We start from the raw sequence: 23,121 nt of genomic DNA, 5'->3' as shown, positions 1-23,121 counted from the left end.
CCGGTCAGGCCCGGGGGTCCGGGGTCAGTTCGCGGTGGCGGTGCGTGGCGCATGGAACCGCGCCGGCTCGCCGAGGGCCGCGGTCAGGACGTCCCGTAGGTCGTCGGGTATCGGCGCCGGCCGACCCGCCGCCGGATCCACGACGACCATCGTCGTCTCGGCCGTGGCGCACAGGACCCCTTCCTTGTCGTACAGGCGGAGTGCCATCACGAACGACGAACGGCCGATCCGGCCGACGCAGGAACGCACCAGGACGGGGTGCGTCGAGTAGTGCACGGGCGCCGAGAACTCGACGTCCTGGCGTGCGACGAGGAAGGAGAAGTCCCGCGGACGGTCCGGTATCCACTCATGGAACGACCGGACACGCGCCTCCTCGAACAGGCGCGAGATCTGCACGTTGTTGATGTGGTTGTTGATGTCCATGTCACCCCACCGCAGATGGACGGGGATCTCGAGAACATAGTCCGGTGCCGGGGATTCAGAAGCCACGGCAGCAACCATAACGGCGGGACACGCGCACCGTGAACTGCGGTGCCGACCGTGTCGAGACCGTAGAATCGCGCCCGGATCGCCGAAAGTGAGGGGCCTCGGGTGAACATCGACACGGCACGGGCACGTCTGCGCCCGGTGTCCGCGATGGACATCGACGACCTCGTCCACCTCGACAGCGACCCCGAGGTCATGCGCTTCGTGAGCGGCGGCACACCGACCCCGCGGACGGTCATCGAGGACTGGGTCCTTCCGCGCGCCGAGTCGGAGCGGCGTCTGTACGGAACCGGCACGTGGGTGCTGTGCGACCCGGCGACCGGTGCGTTCCTCGGCTGGGCGTCGTTGCGCACCCCGCGACACAGTCGTCGCCCCGAACTCGAGTTGAGCTACCGCATCCGCCGGACGGTCTGGGGACGCGGTCTGGCCACCGAGGCCGCGTTCGCCCTCATGGCCTTCGCCTTCGACCACCTCGCGACCGAACGTGTCTTCGCGAGCACGGTCGCGGGCAACACCCCCTCACGGCGGGTCATGGAGAAGCTCGGCATGACACTGTCGGCAATACATGTGGGCGACGAAACCGACGATTCCGGCATGACCCCGCATCCGCTGCACCTCGGTCCCGACCGGTACGAGGTGGAGTATCAGATCCTCCTGGCCGAGTGGCAGCGACGATCTCTGCGCTGGTCATCGGCGGGTGACCTCACCGCATGACGGTGAGGCGGGCTCGGCCGACCGAACGTGACCTCGGCTACCGGCCCGGCTGCACCGTCCTGGTCGCGCCGGGTCGCGCATCATTGACTACCGTTGTGGGCAAGTACGGTTTTGCCTCGACCGTCGCCCGACGCGGTTCGGTCACGTGACGACACGGACCCTGCACGGCGCCGAAGCACAATCGTCCCCCAACGAGCGAGAAGGAGATGTCTGGAGATGAGCAGCCCCGCCGTCCAGGCCCCCGCTGTAGCGGCCACCGACCGCAGGAAAGTGGTCATCATCGGCTCCGGCTTCGGCGGATTGTTCGCCGCCCAGCGTCTGGCGAAGGCCGACGTCGACGTGACGCTGATCGCCAAGACCACCCACCATCTCTTCCAGCCGATGCTCTACCAGGTCGCCACGGGCATCGTCGCCGAAGGTGAGATCGCCCCGGCGACCCGCGTCGTGCTGCGCAAACAGAAGAACACCTCCGTGCTGATGGGCGACGTGTTCGACATCGACCTCGAGGCCAAGACGGTCACCTCGCGACTGCTCGAACGCATCACGGTCACCCCTTACGACGACCTGATCGTCGCGGCCGGCGCCGATCAGTCGTACTTCGGCAACGACCACTTCGCCGAGTACGCACCGGGCATGAAGACCATCGACCACGCGCTCGAGCTCCGCGGACGAATCCTCGGCGCCTTCGAGCAGGCCGAGCTGTCCCATGACCCCGCCGAACGCGCCAAGCTGCTGACCTTCGTGGTCGTCGGTGCCGGTCCGACCGGTGTCGAACTCGCCGGGCAGATCGCGGAGATGAGCGACAAGACCCTCAAGGGCGCCTTCCGCAACATCGACCCCACCGAGGCCCGCGTCATCCTTCTCGACGCGGCCCCCGCCGTGCTGCCGCCGTTCGGCCCCAAGCTCGGCGGGAAGGCCGCGGCCCGTCTCGAGAAGATGGGCGTGGAGATCCAGCTCAACGCGATGGTCGTGGACGTCGACTACGACGGTCTGGTCGTCAAGGAAAAAGACGGCACCACCCGTCGCATCGAGTCGCAGTGCAAGGTGTGGTCGGCCGGTGTCCAGGCCAGCCCGCTCGGCCAGCAACTCGCCGAACAGTCCGGTGTCGAACTCGACCGCGCGGGCCGGGTGAAGGTCGGACCGGACCTGACGATCCCGGGTCACCCCGAGGTCTTCGTGGTCGGCGACATGATGGCCGTCGACGGCGTGCCCGGTGTCGCACAGGGTGCGATCCAGGGTGGTCGCTACGCCGCCGATGCGATCAAGGCCGAGCTCAAGGGCCAGACGCCGGACCAGCGCAAGCCGTTCAGCTACTGGGACAAGGGTTCGATGGCGACCATCTCGCGGTACTCCGCGGTGATGCAGGTCCCGATCCCGGGCTTCAAGAAGCCCTTCGAGACCGAGGGCTACTTCGCGTGGCTGGGCTGGCTCGCGCTGCACCTCGTTTACCTGGTGGGCTTCCGCAACCGGCTGAACACGCTGATCAACTGGTTCTTCGCGTTCACCACCCGCGGCCGCTCGCAGCTCGCCGTCACCGAACAGCAGGTCTACGCTCGCACCGCGATCGGACAGTTGTCGGCATTGGAGAAGCAGGCCGCGGAGAGCAACGGAGCCGGACCCGACGCCGAGGCCGCGAAGACCGACACGGGGACCGTGGACTCGAAGGCCACCGACGCATCCGGCTCGGTGCCCACCGAGGGCAAGGACGCCGCCGGCAAGGATCCTGCAGGCAAGGAGTCCGAAGCCGAGGCCAGCTGAGGCCCGGGCAGACAGACCTACCGCAGCGCTGGTCCCCTAACCGTTGGGGACCAGCGCTGCGGTGTCGAGAGCGTCGGTCAGGCGGCGCGTGGCCGTCACCGACGTGCCGAGTGCGCTGGTGAGTGTGGCTTCCCCGGCCAGGCGCAGCCGAGCCGCGAACTCGCTCGGATGCACGGCTTCCGGGCGGTCATCCGGGAAACGGAAGACGTTGCTCATCGCACGATGACCGATCGCGGCGGCGGGTGTCGACGCGCCCAGCATGACCCGATGTGCCAGCCAGACCTCACCGCCGACCGTCACCCGTAGGCCACCGGTCCAGGAGCCGGTTCGGTCGCGGTCGATCCGGTCGAGATCCGTGATCGTCGCCCGGTCGATCTGGACAGCCCGGCCGATCTGCACGTGCTCGTACAGATCGAGAATCCCGGTCGGCTCGATCTCGACGACGACGTCGGAAGTGTGGACCGCGCCGCCGGCCACCACGGTCGGCTGCGGATCGAGACGCAGACGACCGCCCGCACCCACCTCGATCTCCCACCGGGCCCGGGAATCCGCGCGGTCCCGGGCAGGCAGCGCGATCGTGGCGGCGACGGTGCCCACGCTCAGATGTGCGCCGGGCTCCACCCTGATGCGGACCGCGATCTCGTCGCCACCCAGCGGCGTCGCTGCGGTACCGATCAACTGCACGTGGCCGGGTGCGGTCACCCGGACGGCGAGACCACCGGTCGCGCGGTGCCGCACACCGCGGTCGGCGGTCGCGGTGATCTCGACGTCGGTACGCATCGCTAGCCGGTCGTCACGGGTGCCGCGAGCTGCTCGCGGACCCAGGCCAGCACGTCGGTGGCCGCCGGATCGTCGGTCAGTGAGATCATCGCCGTCGGACGTCCCTCGCGTACCTTGTCCGCATCGCGCCGCATGACGTCGAGGTCGGCGTTCACGCGCTCGGCCAGATCGGTTTTGTTGATCACCAGCAGATCCGAGAACGTGACGCCCGGACCGCCCTTGCGGGGCACCTTGTCGCCACCGGCCACGTCGATCACGAAGATCTGGACGTCGATGAGGCCCGTCGAGAACGTCGCCGTGAGATTGTCGCCACCGGACTCGACCAGGATCAGATCGAGCGGCGGATTCGCCTCGACGAGGTCGTCGATGGCGTCGAGATTGGCGGTGATGTCGTCGCGGATCGCGGTGTGCGGGCACCCCCCCGTCTGGACCGCGGTTATCCGCTCGTCGGGCAGGACCGCGTTGCGGCGCAGAAAGTCCGCGTCCTCGGTCGTGTAGATGTCGTTGGTCAGCACCGCGACCGACAGCTCGTCGCGCAGCTGGCGGCAGAGCGCGGCGACCAGTGCGGTCTTCCCGGATCCGACGGGGCCGCCGACGCCGATGCGCAGCGCCTCACCGGGTTCACGCTTCCGGCGGGGACGGTCGTGGTCGTGGCTGTGGGGCTGCCCGTCGATGAGATGCGGGGGCATCGTCGACTCCTCTCGGTCGGGGCTTCAGGACGATTTCCGGTAGACCCGGATTTTCAGGACATGAAGAGCGGCATCGATTGTCGCTCATGGCGTTCGGCGAAGATGTCGAGGACCGGGTCGGACAGGTCCGCAAGCCCCACGGCGGCCTCGGCCGCGACTCGTTCGCATTCGGCACCGAGGTCGGCGATCATGATCGAGACATCCGCCGGATCGAGGGCGAGCAGGCGCTGGCCGGCGGTCGCCGAGCCGCTCATCGTCGTGTAGACGAGAATCAGTGCGGTGTGGAATCCGGACAGGGACGACGCGGCGCCGATCGATCCGCTGATGACCGGCAGATGTGTGGCCGGCCGGTGCACCGTCCAGTCGTGGTCGGGAAACATGCGGCGCGCAAGCCGGACCATTCCCCGGCCCTGCGCGAGCGACGCCTTGCGGGCTGCGGCCGACGGGGTGCGTGCATTCACCTCACGTTGCGCCGCACCGACTTCCAGTGCCCCATCGGCGACCGCAGCGGCGACCGACGCCGCCACGAGACCGCTCGTGGTGACCCTGCGATACAGGAAGTACGCCAGATCCGTTGCCGTGCGGATGAATCCGTCGGCGATCGCCTGTTCGACGCCACCGGAGTGCACGTGCCCGCCGACGGGAAGCCGGGAGTCGGCGAGCGCCAGCATCATCGCCAGCGGCGCGTGTGCGGGCGAGGACGGGGACGATTCCGAACGGTCGGACATCAGAACAGGAAGTACCGCTGTGCCATCGGCAGTTCGGACACCGGCTCGGCATCCCACACCTCGCCGTCGACCTTCACCGTGAACGTGTCGGGATCGACCTCGATCGTCGGGCACGCGTCGTTGTTGACCATGTCGGCCTTGCCGACCCCGCGGGTGTTCTTGACCGGGACCAGTCGGCGATCGACACCGATCCGCTCGGCGAGGTCGGGGTCCGCGCCGGGGGCGACGAAATTCACCGACGTGGCGGCCGCCAGTTTCGGTGCGGCACCGAACATCGGACGCGGCAGGACCGGTTGCGGCGTGGGAATCGACGCGTTCGCGTCACCCATCGCCGCCCACGCGATCGCACCGCCCTTGATCACCAGATCGGGCCGGACGCCGAAAAACGCGGGGTCCCAGAGCACGAGGTCGGCGAGCTTGCCGACCTCCACCGACCCGATCTCGTCGTCGAAGCCGTGCGCGACGGCCGGGCAGATCGTGTACTTGGCGATGTACCGCCGGGCCCGGTTGTTGTCGGCGCGACCGTCTCCGGGCAGCGCACCGCGCTTGCGTTTCATGACGTGGGCGGTCTGCCAGGTGCGCAAGACCACCTCGCCGACACGGCCCATCGCCTGCGAGTCCGAACCGATCATCGAGATCGCGCCCAGGTCGTGCAGCAGATCCTCGGCGGCGATGGTGGACGGCCGGATCCGGCTCTCCGCGAACGCCAGATCCTCCGGCACCGTGGGGTTGAGGTGATGACACACCATCAGCATGTCGAGGTGCTCGTCGAGGGTGTTCACGGTGTGCGGCCGCGTCGGATTGGTCGACGACGGAAGCACATTCGCATATGCCGCGACCGTGATGATGTCCGGCGCATGGCCACCGCCGGCGCCCTCGGTGTGATACGCGTGGATGCTGCGGCCGGCGATCGCGCCGAGCGTGCTCTCCACGAAGCCCGCTTCGTTGAGCGTGTCGGAGTGCAGGGCGACCTGCACCCCGGTCTCCTCGGCCACCCGCAGACACGCGTCGATCGCGGCCGGTGTGCTCCCCCAGTCCTCGTGCAGTTTGAAACCCGAAGCGCCCGCCCGGATCTGTTCGTGCATCGCGGCCGCGCTGACCGTGTTGCCCTTGCCGAGCAGCGCGATGTTCATCGGCCAGTGGTCCGTAGCGGCGAGGATCGACGCGAGATGCCAGGCACCCGGGGTGACGGTGGTGGCCTTGCTCCCCTCGGCCGGGCCCGTCCCCCCGCCGATCATCGTCGTGATGCCGTTGCCGAGTGCTTCGTCCATGATCTGCGGGCAGATGAAGTGCACGTGGCAGTCGATGGCACCTGCGGTGACGATCTTGCCGTTGCCGGCGATGATCTCCGTCGAGGGTCCGATGACGAGGCCGGGGTGGACGCCGTCCATCGTGTCGGGGTTTCCCGCTTTACCCAGCGCGACGATGCGTCCGTCGCGAATTCCCAGGTCCGCCTTGATGATTCCCCAGTGATCGAGGACCACGACGCCGGTGATGATCGTGTCGGGTGAACCGTCGGCGCGGGTCGCACGGCTCTGGCCCATCGATTCGCGGATCACCTTGCCACCACCGAAGACTGCTTCCTCACCGGCGCGCCCGGGGCCGCCCGAGAGGTCATCGGTGACCTCGATGAGCAGATCGGTGTCGGCGAGGCGGATCAGGTCGCCGGTCGTCGGACCGAAGAGCTGCGCGTAGCGATCGCGGCCGAGTGTTGCCATGTCACTTGCTCCCGTCGGCGCGATCCGTCATGGGAGCGGGAGCACCCACCGGTCCGCATTCGCCCGGCGGATCCAGCGAGATCCCGTACACCTCACGGGTTCCCCCGAGCGGGACGAGGCCGACGGTCATCTCGATACCCGGTTCGAACCGCACTGCGGTACCGGCAGGGATATCGAGGCGTCGTCCGTGCGCGAGCGCTCGGTCGAAGTCGAGCGCGGGATTGGACTGCGGGAAGTGCACATGGCTCCCGACCTGGACCGGGCGGTCGCCGGTGTTGACCACAGTCAACTCGACGGTGTCGGCGCCGGCGTTCAGCTCGATCGTGCCCTCGGCGGGGATCACCTCACCCGGGACGAGTGAGGAGCGTGTTGCGGTGGGTGGCGTACCCGACATCTCGGTCTCTCTTCAGCAGCTCGGATCGGTTGGCGGAGCAGCGGTCAGACGATCGGGTCGTGGACGGTCACCAGCTTGGTGCCGTCGGGGAACGTCGCCTCGACCTGGACGTCGTGCAGCATCTCGGGCACGCCGTCCATCACGTCGTCGCGTCCGAGCACCTCACGACCGGAGGTCATGAGCTCGGCCACCGATCGACCGTCGCGGGCACCCTCGAGGACGTGGTCGGTGATGAGCGCAACCGCTTCGGGATGGTTGAGCCTGAGTCCGCGGGCCTGCCGTCGTCGCGCGAGTTCGGCCGCATACGAGATCAACAGCCGTTCTTGTTCATGCGGCGACAGTCGCACCGAGATCGCTCCTCGCAGATCGCCGACCCGGGAGGTCGTGGTCGATGGCAGTGGAGACATCCTGCCACGTCGGCGTGGCCACGGCTCGCCGACGCCGATCCGCCGCCCGGAACGCCGCGGGTCAGCCCTCCGGCGGTGAGACCGCCGTCACCGGGACGTGGTCAGCAAACCTGTCAGCGGGCCTCGATGTTCTGGAGTCGCACCTGCGTCCTGGCGAGCAACGTGCCGTCCTGGTCGACCATGTCGACAGCCCACAGCTGCTGGCGCCGGCCGCGGTGGATCGGCGTCGAGGTCGCGGTGACCGTTCCCGAGCTCACCGACCGCAGGAAGTCGGTGTTGTTGTTGACCCCGACCGCCGTGCCCCCGATACCCGTCTCCTGCAGCCAGAAGAACCCGCTCATGCTCGCGACGCTCTCGCCGATCGCGCAGTAGACACCGCCGTGGACGATCCCGAACGGCTGATGGTGACTCTCGGTGATCTCCATCGTCGCGACGATCCGGTCCGGCCCGGCCTCGACGACCTCGAGTCCGAGCACGCCGTCGAGTCCCTTGCCGAAGGAGCTCTGGAGGATCTCGTCCGCACTGTTCGCAGTCATGGCGTCAACACTGACACGGCTCCGCGCCGTTGGCGATACCGCCCCGGGAACACGGATGCCGGGGCCGGCGTTCTCTCCTCAGAGAAACCGGAAGGCCCCGCACCTCGTCGAGATGCGGGACCTTCCGTGGCGTCGACCGGGGGTCTCTGCAGCCCTCAGGACTCTCGCGCGGTCCGACGTCACTTAATGTAGGCTAGCCTTACCAACGTGTCAAGGGCTGTGGTGAAAAGCCACGTGAGAGGCGCGATCGCCGGCGCGGACGCGTCGATCGGGTGAAGACGCGAGCCGAGAGACACACAACGGGAGGCACAGCAGTAAAATGCGAAAGATGACTGGGCTAGGCGACCTCGAGCGCGCGGTGATGGACACGTTGTGGGCCGGATCCGAACCGAAGACCGTGCGGCAGGTACATGCCGAACTGTCGCGGGATCGGTCACTCGCCTACACGACGGTGATGACCGTGCTGCAGCGGCTGGCGAAGAAGAACCTCGTGACCCAGATCCGCGACGACCGCGCGCACAAGTACGTTCCGACGCACCCCCGTGAGGACCTGGTCGCGAACCTGATGGTCGACGCGCTCAGCGAGGCCGACGCACCGGGGTCACGGCACGCCGCGCTCGTGTCCTTCGTCGGCCGGGTCGGCGCAGATGAGGCCGCCGCACTCCGCGAGGCCCTCGATGAACTCGAAGCCGCACGAGGAACCGGCGAGACCGGTTAGATTCGCGGCACACCCCCAACAGCCCACCCTTTGAGGAAGCCCACCGGATGACCGCCCTGCTCTTCGGCATCGTCAGCTTGGTGCTCGCCGGCCCTGTACCCGAGGCACTGTCCCGGGCACGATGGCCGATCAGAGCCCCGCGCCCGGCGATGACGCTGTGGCAGGCCATCGCTCTCGCCGCCGTGTTGTCGGCGTTCAGCTGTGGCCTGGCGATCGCGGCCAACCTCCTGGTGATCGGCGCCGACGGCACACCGACGACACATCCGCTGCACGAGATGGAACGCCTCGGCCTCCCCCTGTGGCTGACCTGCGTAGGTGTCTTCGTCCTCACCCTGCTGGTCGGCGCCCGCCTCTTCTACACGACCATTCGCGTCGGGCTGCGCACCCGCGCCCGCCGCAAAGCCCACCGCCAGCTGATCGACATCCTCGATCGCTGCGACCGGACCGACGCCGATGATCCGCTCTACGCCCGCGACGTCCGGATGATCGACGTCGAGCAGCCGCTCGCCTACTGCCTCCCCGGCCTGAGGCAACGCGTCGTCGTCAGCGAAGGCGTCGTCCATCGCCTGACCCGCGACGAGCTCATCGCCGTCATCGCCCACGAGCGGGCTCACCTGCGCGCACGCCACGACCTCGTCCTCGAGGCGTTCATCGCCCTGCACGAGGCCTTCCCGCGGTTCGTCCGGTCCAGTTCCGCCCTCGGCGCCGCCGAACTGCTCGTCGAAGCGCTCGCCGACGATCAGGCCGTTCGCGCCACCGCGCCGACGACCCTCGGACGCGCACTCGTCGCCTGCGCCGACGCGGTCGCTCCTCGCGGCGCGATGGCCGTCGGCGGACCCACCACGCTCACCCGTGTCCACCGTCTGCGCGACGACCGCCCCGCCCGCTGGATCGCGGTCGGCGCCTACGTCACCGCTGCCGGCATCCTGGTCCTGCCGACCCTCGCGGTCGCGATCCCGTGGCTCACCGAACTCAATCGCCTGATGTCGGCGTTGTGAGAGCGGTCCGCTCTCCGCGCTCTGGACGACTGCTGTGAACATCGTCCGGGCATACACCAAAGGTGAGGCAGATCGCCGGATCGGATCGTGAGGCAATAGGCTGTCGGGCATGAACAACGTCGAGGGATCGTCACCGTCCGGGAAAGCTCAGATCGGCGTCACCGGTCTGGCCGTCATGGGTTCGAACATCGCGCGTAACTTCGCCCGTCACGGGTACACGGTCGCGCTGCACAACCGCAGCGTCGCCAAGACCGATGCACTGCTCGAGAACCACGGCAGCGACGGCGAATTCATCCGCACCGAGACGGTCGCCGAATTCGTCGCCGCACTCGAGCGTCCGCGCCGCGTCCTGATCATGGTCAAGGCGGGCGACGCCACCGACGCGGTCATCAACGAGCTCGCCGATGCGATGGAGCCGGGCGACATCATCATCGACGGCGGAAACGCGCTCTACACCGACACCATCCGCCGCGAGGCCGCGATGTCGGCCCGGGGACTGAACTTCGTCGGCGCCGGCATCTCCGGCGGCGAGGAGGGCGCGCTCAACGGCCCGTCGATCATGCCCGGCGGTCCCGCCGAGTCCTACGAATCGCTCGGCCCGTTGCTCGAGTCGATCGCCGCCCAGGTCGACGGCGAACCGTGCTGCACCCACATCGGCCCCGACGGCAGCGGCCACTTCGTCAAGATGGTCCACAACGGCATCGAGTACGCCGACATGCAGCTCATCGGTGAGGCCTACGACCTGATGCGCAAAGCCCTCGACATGCCAGTCTCCGAGATCGCCGACGTCTTCCGTGAGTGGAACGGCACCGAACTCGAGAGCTACCTGATCGAGATCACCGCCGAGGTGCTCAGCCAGGTCGACGCCGAGACCGGCAAGCCCCTCGTCGACGTGATCGTCGACGCCGCCGGCCAGAAGGGCACCGGCCGCTGGACCGTGAAGTCCGCACTGGACCTGGGGATCCCGACCACCGGCATCGCCGAGGCCGTGTTCGCCCGCGCACTGTCGAGCGCCACCGATCAGCGTGTCGCGGCCCGCGGCCTGTCGTCGGGCAACCTCGGTGCCTCGCCCACCGACAAGGCGCAGTTCATCAACGACATCAAGACCGCCCTCTACGCCTCGAAGGTCGTCGCCTACGCACAGGGCTTCGATCAGATCGCCGCAGGCAGCGCCGAATACGGCTGGAACGTCGACCGCGGTTCGCTGGCGACCATCTGGCGCGGCGGCTGCATCATCCGGGCGCAGTTCCTCAACCGCATCCGCGAGGCCTACCACGAGGATCCGGACCTGCCCAGCCTGCTGCTGGCCCCCTACTTCCGCGAGGCGGTCGAGGTGGGCATCGACAGCTGGCGACGCGTCGTCTCGACCGCGACGCTGCTCGGCATCCCGGTGCCGGCCTTCGCATCGTCACTGTCCTACTACGACGGCCTGCGCGCCGAGCGCCTGCCGGCCGCTCTCACCCAGGGTCTGCGCGACTTCTTCGGTGCGCACACCTACCAGCGCGTGGACAAGGAAGGCACCTTCCACACGCTGTGGAGCGGCGACCGCTCGGAAGTGACCGAATAGGAGCCTGCGAGAACCGGTGCGATTCATCGAAGGCCATCGACCGACCCACGACCTGACCTACGACGATGTCTTCATCGTCCCCAGCAGGTCGGAGGTCAGTTCGCGATTCGATGTCGATCTGTCGACCTCGGACGGGAGTGGGACCACCATCCCACTCGTCGTGGCGAACATGACCGCGGTCGCGGGCAAGCGCATGGCCGAGACGGTCGCGCGCCGCGGCGGACTCGTGGTCCTCCCTCAGGACCTCCCCATCGAGGCCGCCGCGGCTTCGATCGCCTTCGTGAAATCACGGCACCTCGTGGCCGACACCCCGGTCACGCTCACCCGGTCGGACTCGGTGACCGATGCGATCGCGTTGATCCCGAAGCGATCCCACGGGGTGGCGGTCGTGGTCGACGACGGACATCCGGTCGGCGTCGTGACCGAGAGACGGTGCCGCGACGTCGACCGTTTCACCCGGGTACGCGACGTACTCGACCCCGACATCGTCACCCTGCCCGTCGACACCCCGCCCCGCGAGGTGTTCGACGCGCTCGGCGACCTCCACCTCGGCGTGGCAGTGCTCGTGGATGCGGACGGCAGACTGGCCGGGGTCCTGAACCGCGTGGGTGCTCTGCGCCACGCGATCTACGAGCCGAACGTCGACGACACCGGCGCGCTGCGGATCGCCGCCGCCGTCGGGATCAACGGCGACGTGGCCGGCAAGGCCCGCGCGCTCGCCGCCGCCGGCGCCGACCTCCTGGTCATCGACACCGCTCACGGCCATCAGGAGAAGATGCTCAGCGCACTGAAGTCGGTGGCCGACGCGGGACTCGGGGTCCCGATCGCAGCGGGCAACGTGGTCTCGGCGGAGGGCACCCTCGACCTCCTCGCCGCGGGCGCGTCGATCGTCAAGGTCGGTGTCGGTCCGGGCGCGATGTGCACCACCCGGATGATGACCGGTGTGGGCCGTCCGCAGTTCTCCGCCGTCGCCGAATGCGCCGGTGTCGCAGCGAGTCACGGAGCGTCGGTGTGGGCCGACGGCGGTGTCCGTCATCCGCGGGACGTCGCCCTCGCGCTGGCGGCCGGTGCGTCGAACGTGATGGTCGGCTCGTGGTTCGCGGGCACGCACGAATCGCCCGGTGACCTCCACGAGGACGAACTCGGTCCGTACAAGGTGAGTTTCGGCATGGCGTCGAAACGCGCCGTGGCCGCCCGGACCTCCGGCGACAGTCCGTACGACCGCGCCCGCAGGAGTCTCTTCGAGGAGGGCATCTCGACATCGCGTATTCGACTCGATCCCGATCGCCCGGGCGTCGAGGACCTCATCGACCACATCTGTTCCGGGATCCGCAGCACCGCCACGTACACCGGGGCCCGAAACCTGCGGGAGCTGCACGACAAGGTCGTCCTCGGGATCCAGTCGCCCGCCGGCTTCGCCGAAGGGCGTCCCCTGCCGGGCGGGTGGTGACGTGGGGGTCCTGCTGCTCGTCGCGAGCCTGGTCGGGTTCATCGCCCTGACCCTGGGCACCGCGCTGTTCGTCGCGGCCGAGTTCTCCCTGACCGCCCTCGAACGATCCACCATCTCCGCCGATGTCGCCAAACGCGGAGACCGTCGCTCCCGCCTCGTGCAGCGCGCGCATTCGACGCTGTCGTTTCAGTTGTCGGGCGCCCAGCTCGGCATCACGATCACCACGCTGATCACCGGCTACATCGCCGAACCCGTCCTCGCCCGCATCTTCAAGCCACCGCTGGCCGCGGCCGGGGTGAGCGAGTCGGTCGCCTCGGCGACCTCGCTCATCCTCGCGCTCGTCATCGCCACATCGTTGTCGATGGTCCTGGGCGAGCTGATCCCGAAGAACCTCGCGATCGCGAAGTCGCTGGCCGTCGCCCGCGCCACGTCCGGTCCGATGACCGCCTTCTCCGCTGTCTTCCGCTGGGCGATCAACGGACTCAACGGCACCGCCAACTGGGTCGTCCGCCGACTCGGCGTCGAACCCACCGACGAACTCGCCTCGGCCCGCTCACCGCAGGAGCTGGTGTCCCTGGTCCGCAACTCAGCGCGGCGCGGCGCGCTCGACGAGCAGACCGCGACGCTCGTGGACCGATCTCTGCGTTTCGGCGAGCTCACCGCCGAAGACCTGATGACCCCCCGCGTCACCATCGACACCCTCGACCGCGACGACACCGTGCGCGACCTCGTGATGGCCTCGTCGCGTACCGGTCACTCGCGCTTCCCGGTCGTCGTCGACGGAGATCTCGACGATCTCGTCGGCGTGGTCCACATCAAGCAGGCCTTCACCGTCCCGCCCGAACGCCAGGCCACGACCCGGGTCACGTCGATCGCGCGCAGCGTCCCGCGGGTACCCGCCAGCCTCGACGGGGACGCCCTGATGGAACGCATCCGCGCCGACGGTATGGAACTGTGCGTCGTCATCGACGAATACGGCGGTACCGCCGGGATCGTCACCACCGAGGACCTCATCGAAGAGATCCTCGGCGACGTCACCGACGAGCACGACTACGAACGCGCGGATGTCGTCCCGATCGACGGCAACGGCTACCTGTGTGCCGGGCTGCTGCGGATCGACGAACTCTACGACGCGACCGGCTACCACGCTCCCGACGGACCCTATGACACCCTCGGCGGCCTGATCATGTACTGCCTCGGACGCATTCCCACTGTCGACGACCTCGTCGACCTGCCGCGCCGCTCCCCCGTCGGCGACGGCGACGGCTCACCCGAGATGCCCGAGGCGCGCGACGACATCACCTGGCGGGCCACCGTCGCCCAGATGGACGGCCGTCGAGTCGACGTAGTCGCACTGCGTCCGGCCCCGTCCGGCGAGCCCCTCGGAGACGAGCCACGACATCCGGAGGACGCCGATGGGTGACCTCTGGGCGGTCGTGCTGGCCTTCGCGCTGCTGGCGGGCAACGCCTTCTTCGTCGGTGCCGAGTTCTCGCTGATCTCGGCGCGCCGCGACCGCCTCGAGGCGTTGGCCGAGAGCGGAAAGAGTCGTGCACGGACCGTCATCCGAGCCGGTGAACACCTGTCGCTGATGCTGGCCGGGGCGCAGCTGGGCATCACGATCTGCTCGATCCTGCTCGGCCGCGTCGGCGAACCGGCGGTCGCCCACCTCGTCGAGAAGCCACTGGAACTCGCCCACGTGCCGCACGCCCTGCTGCACCCGATCTCCTTCGCCATCGCCCTGTCCCTGGTGGTCGTGCTGCACATCCTGCTCGGCGAGATGGTGCCGAAGAACATCGCACTCGCCGGACCCGAATCGGCGGCCATGCTGCTGGTCCCGGTGCATCTGATGTTCATCCGTCTGGTGCGTCCGTTGATCTCCTTCTACAACTGGACCGCCAACATCTCGCTGCGGCTGATGCGCGTCGAGCCCAAGGACGAACTCGAGTCCACGGTGTCGTTGGGCGAGCTGGCGCAGATGCTCGGCGAGTCCAAGCAGGAGGGACTCATCGACGCCGAGGAACACGAGCGCCTGACCCGGGCCCTGCAGTCCATCGGCCGTACCGTCACCGAGGTGATGATCCCCCTCGACAAGATGCGCAGCGTCAAGGTTCAGGTGTCGGCGACCGGCGGCATCGGGCCCACGCTCGGCGCCGTCGAGAAGGCCGTCAGCGAGACCGGCTTCTCCCGCTTCCCGGTCCGCGGACCGGACGGCACCTTCACCGGCTATCTGCACCTGAAAGACGTCCTCGACGAGATTCTCGACGAGCACATCGGCCCAGACACCATCATCGGTGTCGACAAGATCCGGCCGCTGCCGGTCATCGCCTCGACCACGCCCCTCGACGAGGCGACGACCGTGCTGCGCCGCACGAGTTCGCATCTGGGCGCCGTCGTCGATGACAACGGCCGGACCATCGGCATCGTCCCGCTCGCCGACCTCGTCGAGGAGTTCGTCGGCAACGTCCGGGACGAGACCCACCGCGTATGACCGCCGTGACCGTGCACCCGGACCAGCAGGACGGGTCGAACGAGAAGGAGCGACTGACCGGGCAGGAATGGCGCGCGCGACGCGACGACCACCGCCGCCGTGTCGACGCGCTCATCGGTCCCTATCTGGACGCCCGTCGCAAGGGCGTCAAACACCCGGTCATCGACTTCCTGTTCACCTACTACTCAGCGCGTCCCTCGCATGTTCTGCGCTGGCATCCGGGCTTCGGTGTCGTCCTCCAGGACGCCGACGAGTTCCTGCCGTTGCGCGGCTACGAACGCACCGAGTCCGGCGTGCACGTGGGTCTCGACTATGTCCGGCGCCGTCGAGACGCCTTACGGGCCACCGTGGACCTCCTCGGCGCCACTGCCGCGCGCCCGGCTCGGTTCGGATGCTTCGGACTTCACGAGTGGGCGATGGTCTACCGCACCGACGAGGCCCGGCACGACGTCCCACTTCGGCTGGGCCGGGCGGGCACCGACCGCGTCGTCGAGCAGATGCCGTTGCGCTGCACACACTTCGACGCCTTCCGCTTCTTCACCGAGCCGGCCCGGCCGCGCAACGAGAACCAGCTGAGCCGCGCGTCGCAGATCGACCACGAACAGCCGGGCTGCTTGCACGCCACCATGGATCTCTATCGCCACTGCTTCACTCTGGCGCCACTGCTGCCCGCCGGCCTGACGGTCGACTGCTTCGAGTTGGCCTTACGCGCTCGGGACCTCGACATGCGGGCCAGCCCCTACGATCTGCGTGACCTCGGCTACGAGCCGGTCCCGATCGAGACACCGGCCGGACGAGCAGAGTACGTCCGCGAGCAATCGGCCATCGCCGATGCCGGAACACAACTCCGCGCGGAGGTGTTACGACGGTGTACGCACCTGGCCGGGATCGCGCGCCACGCCTAAACAGGACGCCTGTACGGTTCGGCGTTACCGGCGAGTAGCATAGATGTGTCTTCATTCGCTCGAGAAAGGCAATCATGTCGGACCGGATCACCGTCAACGGGTTGCAGGTCGCTTCCGTCCTGTACGACTTCATCAACAACGAGGCGCTGCCCGGCACCGGTGTAGAGACCGACGCCTTCTGGTCGGGTGCCGCATCGGTGATCGCCGACCTCGCCCCGCGCAACCGCGAGCTGCTCGCCGTCCGCGACGATCTCCAGACCAAGATCGACGGGTGGCACCGTGACCACAAGGACGCGGATCTGAAGCCCGGCACCGCCGACTTCGACGCCTACAAGTCGTTCCTCACCGAGATCGGCTATCTCGCCGAGGTGCCCGCGGACTTCCAGATCACCACCGGCAACGTCGACCGCGAGATCGCCGAGACCGCCGGGCCGCAGCTCGTGGTCCCGGTTCTCAACGCGCGCTTCGCGCTCAACGCGTCGAACGCCCGCTGGGGTTCGCTCTACGACGCCCTGTACGGCACCGACGCGATCCCGGAGACCGACGGCGCCGAGAAGGGGTCGTCGTACAACAAGGTCCGTGGCGACAAGGTCATCGCCTACGCGAAGGACTTCCTGGACAAGGCCGTTCCGCTCGAACAGTGCAGCTACACCGACGTGCGATCGTTCGCCGTTCAGGACGGCGCCCTTCAGGTGACCCTCGACGGGGGCGCCACCTCGACGCTGGCCGATCCGGCCGCCTTCGTCGGCTACCGCGGAGACGCCGGTTCGCCGTCCTCGATCCTGCTGCGCAACAACGGCCTTCACCTCGACATCGAGATCGATCCGGCGTCGCCGATCGGTTCCACCGATCCGGCCGGCATCAAGGATGTCGTCGTCGAGTCGGCGATCACCACGATCATGGACTTCGAGGACTCGGTCGCCGCGGTCGACGCCGAGGACAAGGTCACCGGTTACCGAAACTGGCTGGGCCTGAACAAGGGCGATCTCGCCGAAGAGGTCACCAAGGGGGGCAAGACCTTCACCCGCGTGCTCAACGGCAACCGCGAGTACACGGCCCCCGACGGCACCACCTTCGACCTCCACGGCCGCTCGCTGCTGTTCGTCCGCAACGTCGGTCACCTGATGACCAACGACGCGATCCTCGACGCCGAGGGCAACGAGGTCCCCGAGGGCATCCTCGACGGCCTGGTCACCTCGCTGATCGGTATCCACGGCATGAGCAGTGAGGGCCTCCAGAACTCGCGGACCGGCTCGGTCTACATCGTGAAGCCGAAGATGCACGGCCCCGACGAGGTCGCGTTCACCGTCGAGCTGTTCGGCCGCGTCGAGAAGGTCCTCGGCCTGCCCGAGAACACCCTCAAAGTCGGCATCATGGACGAGGAACGCCGTACGACGGTGAACCTGAAGGCGTGTATCAAGGCCGCCTCCGAGCGCGTCGTCTTCATCAACACCGGCTTCCTCGACCGCACCGGCGACGAGATCCACACCTCCATGGAGGCCGGTGCGATGGTCCGCAAGGCCGAGATGAAGCAGCAGAAGTGGATCGCGGCGTATGAGGACTTCAACGTCGACACCGGCTTGCACGCGGGACTCCAGCACAAGGCACAGATCGGTAAGGGCATGTGGGCCATGCCGGACCTGATGGCCGACATGCTCGAGCAGAAGATCGGTCACCCCAAGGCCGGTGCCACCACCGCGTGGGTGCCCTCGCCGACCGCTGCAACCCTGCACGCGCTGCACTACCACCAGGTCGACGTCTTCGAGCGTCAGGACGAGATCGCCAAGCGCGATCCGGCCACGGTCGACGACATCCTCACGGTGCCGCTGGCGGCGAAGACCGACTGGTCCGACGAGGAGAAGCAGCAGGAGCTCGACAACAACTGCCAGTCGATCCTGGGCTATGTGGTCCGCTGGATCGATCACGGTGTCGGCTGCTCGAAGGTGCCCGACATCCACGATGTCGCCCTGATGGAGGACCGCGCCACGCTGCGTATCTCCAGCCAGCTGCTGGCGAACTGGCTGCGCCACGGCATCGTCAGCGAGGCCGACATCGTCGCCTCGCTCGAGCGGATGGCTCCCGTCGTCGACCGCCAGAACGCCGGCGACAGCGCCTACCGTCCGATGGCTCCCGACTTCGACTCCAACATCGCCTTCCAGGCGGCCAAGGAGCTGATCCTCGAGGGCACGACGCAGCCCAGCGGCTACACCGAGCCGATCCTGCACCGCCGCCGTCGCGAGTACAAGGCCGCCAACGCGGCCGGCTGACACCGCGGTCACGACGCACTGATACGACCGTGCCGGTCCCCGGTGGACCGGCACGGCGTATCGTCGTACCCTGCGCTGGACATCGACCGGGGAAAACCCGATCCCGGCGCACACGGCAGGGAGGGCATCGGCGTTGGCACATCATCGGAACCGCGGGGAGAGCATCCGCAACCGTGGCGTCAGCCGAGGTGTCGTATTCGCACTGCTCTCGATCCTGCTCGTCGCCGCCATCGTGGTGGCCTGGCAGGACCTCGGCGACCGCATCAACCGACAGGCCGACGACGCGGCCGCCCAGTGTGTCGAGGGTGCCGCGTCGGTTCCGATCGTCGCCGATCCCGACATCGCGCCCGGTCTCGCCGCGATCGCGACCGCCTTCGCCGACACCAAGCCCGTGGTCCGCGACCATTGCATCACCGTCGCAGTCCGTCCCGGTGACGCGAAGATCACCCTCGACGGCCTCACCGGTACCTGGGAAGCCGAATCGATGGGCGCGTACCCGGCCGCGTGGGTACCGCAGTCCTCGGTGTGGTCGGCAGACCTGGCCTCGGCCCAACCCGATCTGATCGAGGGCAGCAACCGATCGCTCGTCTCGACCCCGGTGGTCCTCGCGGTCTCGCCGGAATTCGCCCGGGCCGCCGGCGACCAGCTCGACTGGTCCCAGATCCCGACCCTGCAACGACGCGACGCCTCGCTCACCGAGTTCGGCCTGCAGGGCTGGGGGGCACTGCGCATGGCCATGCCGGTCGGCGCCCAATCCGACGCGAGCGCGCTCGCGGCGCAGGCCGTCGCCACCCGCGTGACGCGCACGACCGGCCCCCTGACCACGGCCGACGCGGAATCACCGCGTGTGACGTCGAGTGTGAAGGCGATGCTCAACGGCGCACCGCTCTCCCCCGACGGCACCCCGCAGGGCGCGGCGACCGCGATCGCCAACGCCGCCGACCCGGCCAAGAGCGAGATCCACGTCGTCCCGATCACCGAACAGCGACTTTTCCAGATGACCAAGTCCGACGATCCGGCGCGTCTGGCCGAGGTGATACCGGGCGGACCGACGCCGATCGCGGACTACCCGATCATCCGTCTCTCCGGGCCGGAGGTGAGTGACGTGGCGGCTGATGCGGTGGCGGAGTTCATCGCCTACGCGTCGCAGCCCGAGCAGCTGAAGCTGCTCACCGAACTCGGATTCCGCGGCGACGCCCCGATGCCGGCAGCCACCGCGACGGTCACCTTCCCGCGTACCCCTGATCCGATGCCCACACCGGAGAACGGCGCGATCGTCGCGATCAACCGCGTGGTCTACGGACCCACGAGTCTGCCGGCGAGTTCTGCGGTCTCGCCGGCGCCTTCGGGAACCGCCGGCGGATAGACCGGATGGCTCGAGTCGTTTCGATACGGCTCGTCGCTGCGCTCCTCACCTACTCAACGAGCAGGGATCGCGCTCGTCGCTGCGCTCCGCACCTAGTCAACGAGCAGGGATCGCGCTCGTCGCTGCGCTCCTCACCTACTCAACGAGCAGGGATCGCGCTCGTCGCCGCGCCACCCACCGACTCGTCGACCGGAGCGATCAGCTGCTGTAGGCCTCGATCGGGGGACAGCTGCACACCAGGTTCCGATCGCCGTAGACGCCGTCGATGCGACGCACCGAGGGCCAGACCTTCGCGCGGGCGCCCGCCGACGGCAGTCCCTGCGGGTAGACCGCGACCTCCCGCGAGTACGGATGGTCCCACTCGCCCACCAGCGCCTCGGCGGTGTGCGGCGCACCGCGCAACGGGTTGTCGTCGACCGGCCACTCGCCGCTGCCCACCCGGTCGATCTCTTCCCGGATGGCGATCATGGCGTCGCAGAAGGCGTCGATCTCGTCGAGGTTCTCGCTTTCGGTCGGCTCGACCATCAGGGTTCCGGCCACTGGGAAGCTCATTGTCGGAGCGTGGAAACCGTAGTCGGCCAAGCGCTTTGCCACGTCGTCGACGGTGACGCCGGTCTCCTTGGTGATCGTGCGCAGGTCCAGGATGCACTCGTGGGCGACGAAACCGCCCTCACCGGTGTAAAGCACCGGGAAGTGGTCCCGGAGTCGCTTGGCGACGTAGTTGGCGGCGGTGATGGCCGTCAGTGTCGCCCGGCGCAGACCGGCCGCACCCATCATGGCGATGTAGGCGTAGGTGATCGGCAGGATCGTCGCCGAACCGTACGGTGCCGCGGCGATGGTCGCCGTGCCCGGAAGTTCGTCGGCGAGCGGGTGTCCGGGCAGGAACGGAGCGAGATGCTCGCGCACCGCCACCGGACCCACGCCCGGTCCGCCGCCACCGTGCGGAATGCAGAAGGTCTTGTGCAGGTTCAGGTGGCTGACATCGCCGCCGAAGTGACCCGGACGTGCCACGCCCACCAGTGCGTTGAGGTTGGCGCCGTCGACGTAGACCTGTCCGCCGGCGTCGTGGACCGCGCCGCAGACCTCGCGGATGTCGTGTTCGAACACGCCGTGCGTGGACGGGTAGGTGATCATGATGGCGGCGATCCGGCCCTCGTTCGCGGCGATCTTCGCGCGCAGATCCTCGAGATCGACGTCGCCGTTCTGCCGGCAGCCGACCACCACGACGCGCATGCCCGCCATGACCGCCGACGCGGCGTTGGTGCCGTGGGCGCTCGACGGGATCAGGCAGACGTCACGGTCGAGATCCCCCCGGCTCCGGTGGTAGCCGCGGATCGCGAGCAGTCCGGCGAACTCGCCCTGCGAACCCGCGTTCGGCTGCAGACTCACCCGGTCGTAGCCGGTGACGGCGACGAGCCAGCCCTCGAGCGTGGAGATCAGCTCGCGGATGCCCACGGTGTCCTCGACCGGCGCGAACGGGTGGAGTCCGGCGAACCCGGGCCACGTGATGGGTTCCATCTCGGTGGTCGCGTTGAGCTTCATCGTGCAGGAACCGAGCGGGATCATGCTGCGGTCGAGCGCGATGTCCTTGTCGGACAGAGCGCGCAGATAGCGCAGCATCGCGGTCTCGGTGCGGTACCGGTTGAATGCGGGATGGGTGAGGTACTCGCTGGTGCGGTTCTCGATCGGCTGCGCGAAATCGAGGGGCTGCACACCGGCGGCGTCGAAGGCACGCAACACACCCTCGAGGTCGGCCTCCGTGGTGGTCTCGTCGCAGGCGATCGAGACGGTGTCGGCGTCGACGCGGCGCACGTCGATGCCCTCACGACGAGCCCGGGCGACGATCACGTCGGCCTGCCCCGTGGCGCGGACCTCGATGGTATCGAAGAACGAGGCGTGCGTGACCGAGAAGCCGCCCGCCGCAAGCGAATTCGCCAGACGAACCGCGGCGTCGTGGGTGCGGCGCGCAATGGCCCGGAGCCCGTCCGGCCCGTGGTACGACGCGTACATGGCCGCCATCACGGCCAGCAGGACCTGCGCGGTGCAGATGTTGCTGGTGGCCTTCTCCCGCCGGATGTGCTGTTCACGGGTCTGCAGGGCGAGGCGATAGGCGAGGTTGCCGTCGGCGTCCTTGGAGATGCCGACCAGACGGCCCGGCAGCTGGCGGGCGTGCTTCGAACCGACCGCCAGGTAACCGGCGTGCGGACCACCGAAGCCCATGGGAACGCCGAAACGCTGGGTGGTGCCGAAGCAGGCGTCGGCTCCCTGGTCCCCCGGCGGCGTGATCAGCGTCAGCGCGAGCAGGTCGCCGCCGACCGCCACCAGTGCACCGCGCTCGTGTGCGGCGGCGATGATCGGCGCGGCGTCGACGATCCGACCCGAAGCACCTGGAACCTGCAGGATCACACCGAAGAAGTCGCCTTCGGGAAGCCCCTGGTTCGGCAGCTCCGGATGCAGCGATGCCTCGACGACCTCGATGCCGAGCGGCTCCGCGCGGGTCTCGATCACCGCGCGGGTCTGCGGGAAGAGATCGGCGTCGACGACGATGCGCGACGACTTCGACTTGCCGGCGCGGCGCAGCAGTGTCATGGCCTCGGCCGCCGCGGTGGCCTCGTCGAGCATCGACGCGTTCGCCACCTCCATCCCGGTGAGATCGGCGACCATGGTCTGGAAGTTCAGCAGGGCCTCGAGGCGTCCCTGACTGATCTCCGGCTGGTAGGGCGTGTACGCCGTGTACCAGGCCGGGTTCTCCAGGACGTTGCGGAGGATGACGCCGGGCGTGTGGGTGCCGTAGTAGCCGAGACCGATCATCGAACGGGCCACGGTGTTCTGGGCGGCGAGACCGCTGAGCTCAACCAGGACCTCACTCTCACTCTGCGGGCTGGGCAGAGCCCCCAGCACGTTCGAGTCGAGTTCATCCGCGATGACCGCGGGGATGACGCGATGGGCGAGTTCATCGAGCGACGACACACCGATCACCGAGAGCATGCGCTGCGTCTCGTCGGGGTCGGGACCGACATGGCGGTCCACGAAGGTGACTGGCGCTGACGACGTGTCGGCTGAGGGCATGGTGAGGGCAACCTCTCGCAGGCGCCGGCTCGGTGCCGGCAGGCTCGCCCTCCCCCTCTGTCATGTCACCGGCCGGGGCCGG

The 23,121-nt window shown here is 68.3% G+C and carries 20 protein-coding genes; 11 read left to right on the top strand and 9 right to left on the bottom strand.

Going from position 1 to position 23,121, the window contains the following annotated elements:
- Positions 1 to 24: 24 nt before the first annotated feature.
- Complete coding sequence (locus GAA2_RS10465) at positions 25 to 501, bottom strand: acyl-CoA thioesterase (protein ID WP_035760182.1); 477 nt, start codon at positions 499 to 501, stop codon at positions 25 to 27.
- Between the two features lie 90 nt (positions 502 to 591).
- Between GAA2_RS10465 and GAA2_RS10460 the strand changes: the two genes are divergently transcribed.
- Positions 592 to 1,200 carry a GNAT family N-acetyltransferase gene (locus GAA2_RS10460; protein WP_159406172.1) on the top strand — a complete coding sequence of 203 codons (609 nt, stop codon included), beginning with the start codon at positions 592 to 594 and terminating at the stop codon, positions 1,198 to 1,200.
- A 216-nt stretch (positions 1,201 to 1,416) separates the two neighbouring features.
- On the top strand, positions 1,417 to 2,958 hold the full coding sequence (locus GAA2_RS10455) for an NAD(P)/FAD-dependent oxidoreductase (protein ID WP_159406171.1): 1,542 nt from the start codon (positions 1,417 to 1,419) through the stop codon (positions 2,956 to 2,958).
- 36 nt (positions 2,959 to 2,994) lie between these two features.
- Here GAA2_RS10455 and GAA2_RS10450 read toward each other — a convergent pair whose 3' ends face one another.
- The 7 genes from GAA2_RS10450 to GAA2_RS10420 form a co-directional block, all read right to left on the bottom strand.
- Positions 2,995 to 3,738, bottom strand: coding sequence for an urease accessory protein UreD (locus tag GAA2_RS10450; protein WP_159406170.1), 744 nt, complete (start codon positions 3,736 to 3,738; stop codon positions 2,995 to 2,997).
- Between the two features lie 2 nt (positions 3,739 to 3,740).
- Positions 3,741 to 4,427: an urease accessory protein UreG gene (gene ureG, locus GAA2_RS10445; RefSeq protein WP_006435513.1), complete on the bottom strand. Its 687-nt coding sequence runs from the start codon at positions 4,425 to 4,427 to the stop codon at positions 3,741 to 3,743.
- A 53-nt stretch (positions 4,428 to 4,480) separates the two neighbouring features.
- The gene (locus GAA2_RS10440; protein WP_159405952.1) at positions 4,481 to 5,155 is read right to left on the bottom strand and encodes an urease accessory protein UreF; all 675 of its coding nucleotides are present in this window, start codon (positions 5,153 to 5,155) and stop codon (positions 4,481 to 4,483) included.
- On the bottom strand, positions 5,155 to 6,873 hold the full coding sequence (locus GAA2_RS10435) for an urease subunit alpha (RefSeq protein WP_159405953.1): 1,719 nt from the start codon (positions 6,871 to 6,873) through the stop codon (positions 5,155 to 5,157). Before GAA2_RS10435 ends, GAA2_RS10440 begins: the two co-directional genes overlap by 1 nt.
- A gap of 1 nt (position 6,874) precedes the next feature.
- A complete protein-coding gene (locus tag GAA2_RS10430) occupies positions 6,875 to 7,267 on the bottom strand; it encodes an urease subunit beta (RefSeq protein WP_024497487.1) in 393 nt (130 codons plus the stop codon).
- 44 nt (positions 7,268 to 7,311) lie between these two features.
- Complete coding sequence (locus GAA2_RS10425) at positions 7,312 to 7,614, bottom strand: urease subunit gamma (protein WP_006435509.1); 303 nt, start codon at positions 7,612 to 7,614, stop codon at positions 7,312 to 7,314.
- A gap of 173 nt (positions 7,615 to 7,787) precedes the next feature.
- The gene (locus GAA2_RS10420) at positions 7,788 to 8,210 is read right to left on the bottom strand and encodes a PaaI family thioesterase (RefSeq protein ID WP_006435508.1); all 423 of its coding nucleotides are present in this window, start codon (positions 8,208 to 8,210) and stop codon (positions 7,788 to 7,790) included.
- Positions 8,211 to 8,529: 319 nt separating this feature from the next.
- Between GAA2_RS10420 and GAA2_RS10415 the strand changes: the two genes are divergently transcribed.
- The 9 genes from GAA2_RS10415 (at position 8,530) to GAA2_RS10375 (ending at position 19,970) form a co-directional block, all read left to right on the top strand.
- A complete protein-coding gene (locus tag GAA2_RS10415; protein WP_024497485.1) occupies positions 8,530 to 8,928 on the top strand; it encodes a BlaI/MecI/CopY family transcriptional regulator in 399 nt (132 codons plus the stop codon).
- A gap of 47 nt (positions 8,929 to 8,975) precedes the next feature.
- Complete coding sequence (locus GAA2_RS10410) at positions 8,976 to 9,926, top strand: M56 family metallopeptidase (RefSeq protein WP_159405954.1); 951 nt, start codon at positions 8,976 to 8,978, stop codon at positions 9,924 to 9,926.
- A 109-nt stretch (positions 9,927 to 10,035) separates the two neighbouring features.
- Positions 10,036 to 11,493, top strand: coding sequence for an NADP-dependent phosphogluconate dehydrogenase (gene gndA / locus GAA2_RS10405; RefSeq protein ID WP_024497483.1), 1,458 nt, complete (start codon positions 10,036 to 10,038; stop codon positions 11,491 to 11,493).
- Positions 11,494 to 11,509: 16 nt separating this feature from the next.
- The gene (locus GAA2_RS10400; protein WP_024497482.1) at positions 11,510 to 12,943 is read left to right on the top strand and encodes a GuaB1 family IMP dehydrogenase-related protein; all 1,434 of its coding nucleotides are present in this window, start codon (positions 11,510 to 11,512) and stop codon (positions 12,941 to 12,943) included.
- A 1-nt stretch (position 12,944) separates the two neighbouring features.
- Complete coding sequence (locus tag GAA2_RS10395) at positions 12,945 to 14,366, top strand: hemolysin family protein (RefSeq protein WP_159405955.1); 1,422 nt, start codon at positions 12,945 to 12,947, stop codon at positions 14,364 to 14,366.
- Positions 14,359 to 15,432, top strand: coding sequence for a hemolysin family protein (locus GAA2_RS10390; protein WP_024497480.1), 1,074 nt, complete (start codon positions 14,359 to 14,361; stop codon positions 15,430 to 15,432). The genes GAA2_RS10395 and GAA2_RS10390 overlap by 8 nt, the downstream gene beginning before the upstream one ends.
- Positions 15,429 to 16,337 carry a 3-methyladenine DNA glycosylase gene (locus tag GAA2_RS10385; RefSeq protein ID WP_159405957.1) on the top strand — a complete coding sequence of 303 codons (909 nt, stop codon included), beginning with the start codon at positions 15,429 to 15,431 and terminating at the stop codon, positions 16,335 to 16,337. Before GAA2_RS10390 ends, GAA2_RS10385 begins: the two co-directional genes overlap by 4 nt.
- Positions 16,338 to 16,411: 74 nt before the next feature.
- On the top strand, positions 16,412 to 18,604 hold the full coding sequence (locus GAA2_RS10380) for a malate synthase G (RefSeq protein WP_159405958.1): 2,193 nt from the start codon (positions 16,412 to 16,414) through the stop codon (positions 18,602 to 18,604).
- A 133-nt stretch (positions 18,605 to 18,737) separates the two neighbouring features.
- Complete coding sequence (locus tag GAA2_RS10375; RefSeq protein WP_159405959.1) at positions 18,738 to 19,970, top strand: hypothetical protein; 1,233 nt, start codon at positions 18,738 to 18,740, stop codon at positions 19,968 to 19,970.
- A gap of 198 nt (positions 19,971 to 20,168) precedes the next feature.
- Here GAA2_RS10375 and gcvP read toward each other — a convergent pair whose 3' ends face one another.
- The gene (gcvP, locus tag GAA2_RS10370) at positions 20,169 to 23,039 is read right to left on the bottom strand and encodes an aminomethyl-transferring glycine dehydrogenase (RefSeq protein WP_159405960.1); all 2,871 of its coding nucleotides are present in this window, start codon (positions 23,037 to 23,039) and stop codon (positions 20,169 to 20,171) included.
- Between the last annotated feature and the right edge of the window lie 82 nt (positions 23,040 to 23,121).

The organism is Gordonia ajococcus (assembly GCF_012974285.1).
GTDB classification, from domain to species: Bacteria; Actinomycetota; Actinomycetes; order Mycobacteriales; family Mycobacteriaceae; genus Gordonia; species Gordonia amicalis.
This window is presented reverse-complemented; position numbering and strand designations above follow the sequence as displayed.

What these genes read in the sequence shown, in the direction of transcription:
- GAA2_RS10465 (WP_035760182.1), bottom strand. Translation starts at nt 501, where the DNA reads ATGGTTGCTGCCGTGGCTTCTGAATCCCCGGCACCGGACTATGTTCTC.
- GAA2_RS10455 (WP_159406171.1), top strand. Translation starts at nt 1,417, where the DNA reads ATGAGCAGCCCCGCCGTCCAGGCCCCCGCTGTAGCGGCCACCGACCGC.
- GAA2_RS10450 (WP_159406170.1), bottom strand. Translation starts at nt 3,738, where the DNA reads ATGCGTACCGACGTCGAGATCACCGCGACCGCCGACCGCGGTGTGCGG.
- ureG (WP_006435513.1), bottom strand. Translation starts at nt 4,427, where the DNA reads ATGCCCCCGCATCTCATCGACGGGCAGCCCCACAGCCACGACCACGAC.
- GAA2_RS10440 (WP_159405952.1), bottom strand. Translation starts at nt 5,155, where the DNA reads ATGTCCGACCGTTCGGAATCGTCCCCGTCCTCGCCCGCACACGCGCCG.
- GAA2_RS10435 (WP_159405953.1), bottom strand. Translation starts at nt 6,873, where the DNA reads ATGGCAACACTCGGCCGCGATCGCTACGCGCAGCTCTTCGGTCCGACG.
- GAA2_RS10430 (WP_024497487.1), bottom strand. Translation starts at nt 7,267, where the DNA reads ATGTCGGGTACGCCACCCACCGCAACACGCTCCTCACTCGTCCCGGGT.
- GAA2_RS10420 (WP_006435508.1), bottom strand. Translation starts at nt 8,210, where the DNA reads ATGACTGCGAACAGTGCGGACGAGATCCTCCAGAGCTCCTTCGGCAAG.
- GAA2_RS10415 (WP_024497485.1), top strand. Translation starts at nt 8,530, where the DNA reads ATGCGAAAGATGACTGGGCTAGGCGACCTCGAGCGCGCGGTGATGGAC.
- GAA2_RS10410 (WP_159405954.1), top strand. Translation starts at nt 8,976, where the DNA reads ATGACCGCCCTGCTCTTCGGCATCGTCAGCTTGGTGCTCGCCGGCCCT.
- gndA (WP_024497483.1), top strand. Translation starts at nt 10,036, where the DNA reads ATGAACAACGTCGAGGGATCGTCACCGTCCGGGAAAGCTCAGATCGGC.
- GAA2_RS10390 (WP_024497480.1), top strand. Translation starts at nt 14,359, where the DNA reads ATGGGTGACCTCTGGGCGGTCGTGCTGGCCTTCGCGCTGCTGGCGGGC.
- GAA2_RS10385 (WP_159405957.1), top strand. Translation starts at nt 15,429, where the DNA reads ATGACCGCCGTGACCGTGCACCCGGACCAGCAGGACGGGTCGAACGAG.
- GAA2_RS10380 (WP_159405958.1), top strand. Translation starts at nt 16,412, where the DNA reads ATGTCGGACCGGATCACCGTCAACGGGTTGCAGGTCGCTTCCGTCCTG.
- gcvP (WP_159405960.1), bottom strand. Translation starts at nt 23,039, where the DNA reads ATGCCCTCAGCCGACACGTCGTCAGCGCCAGTCACCTTCGTGGACCGC.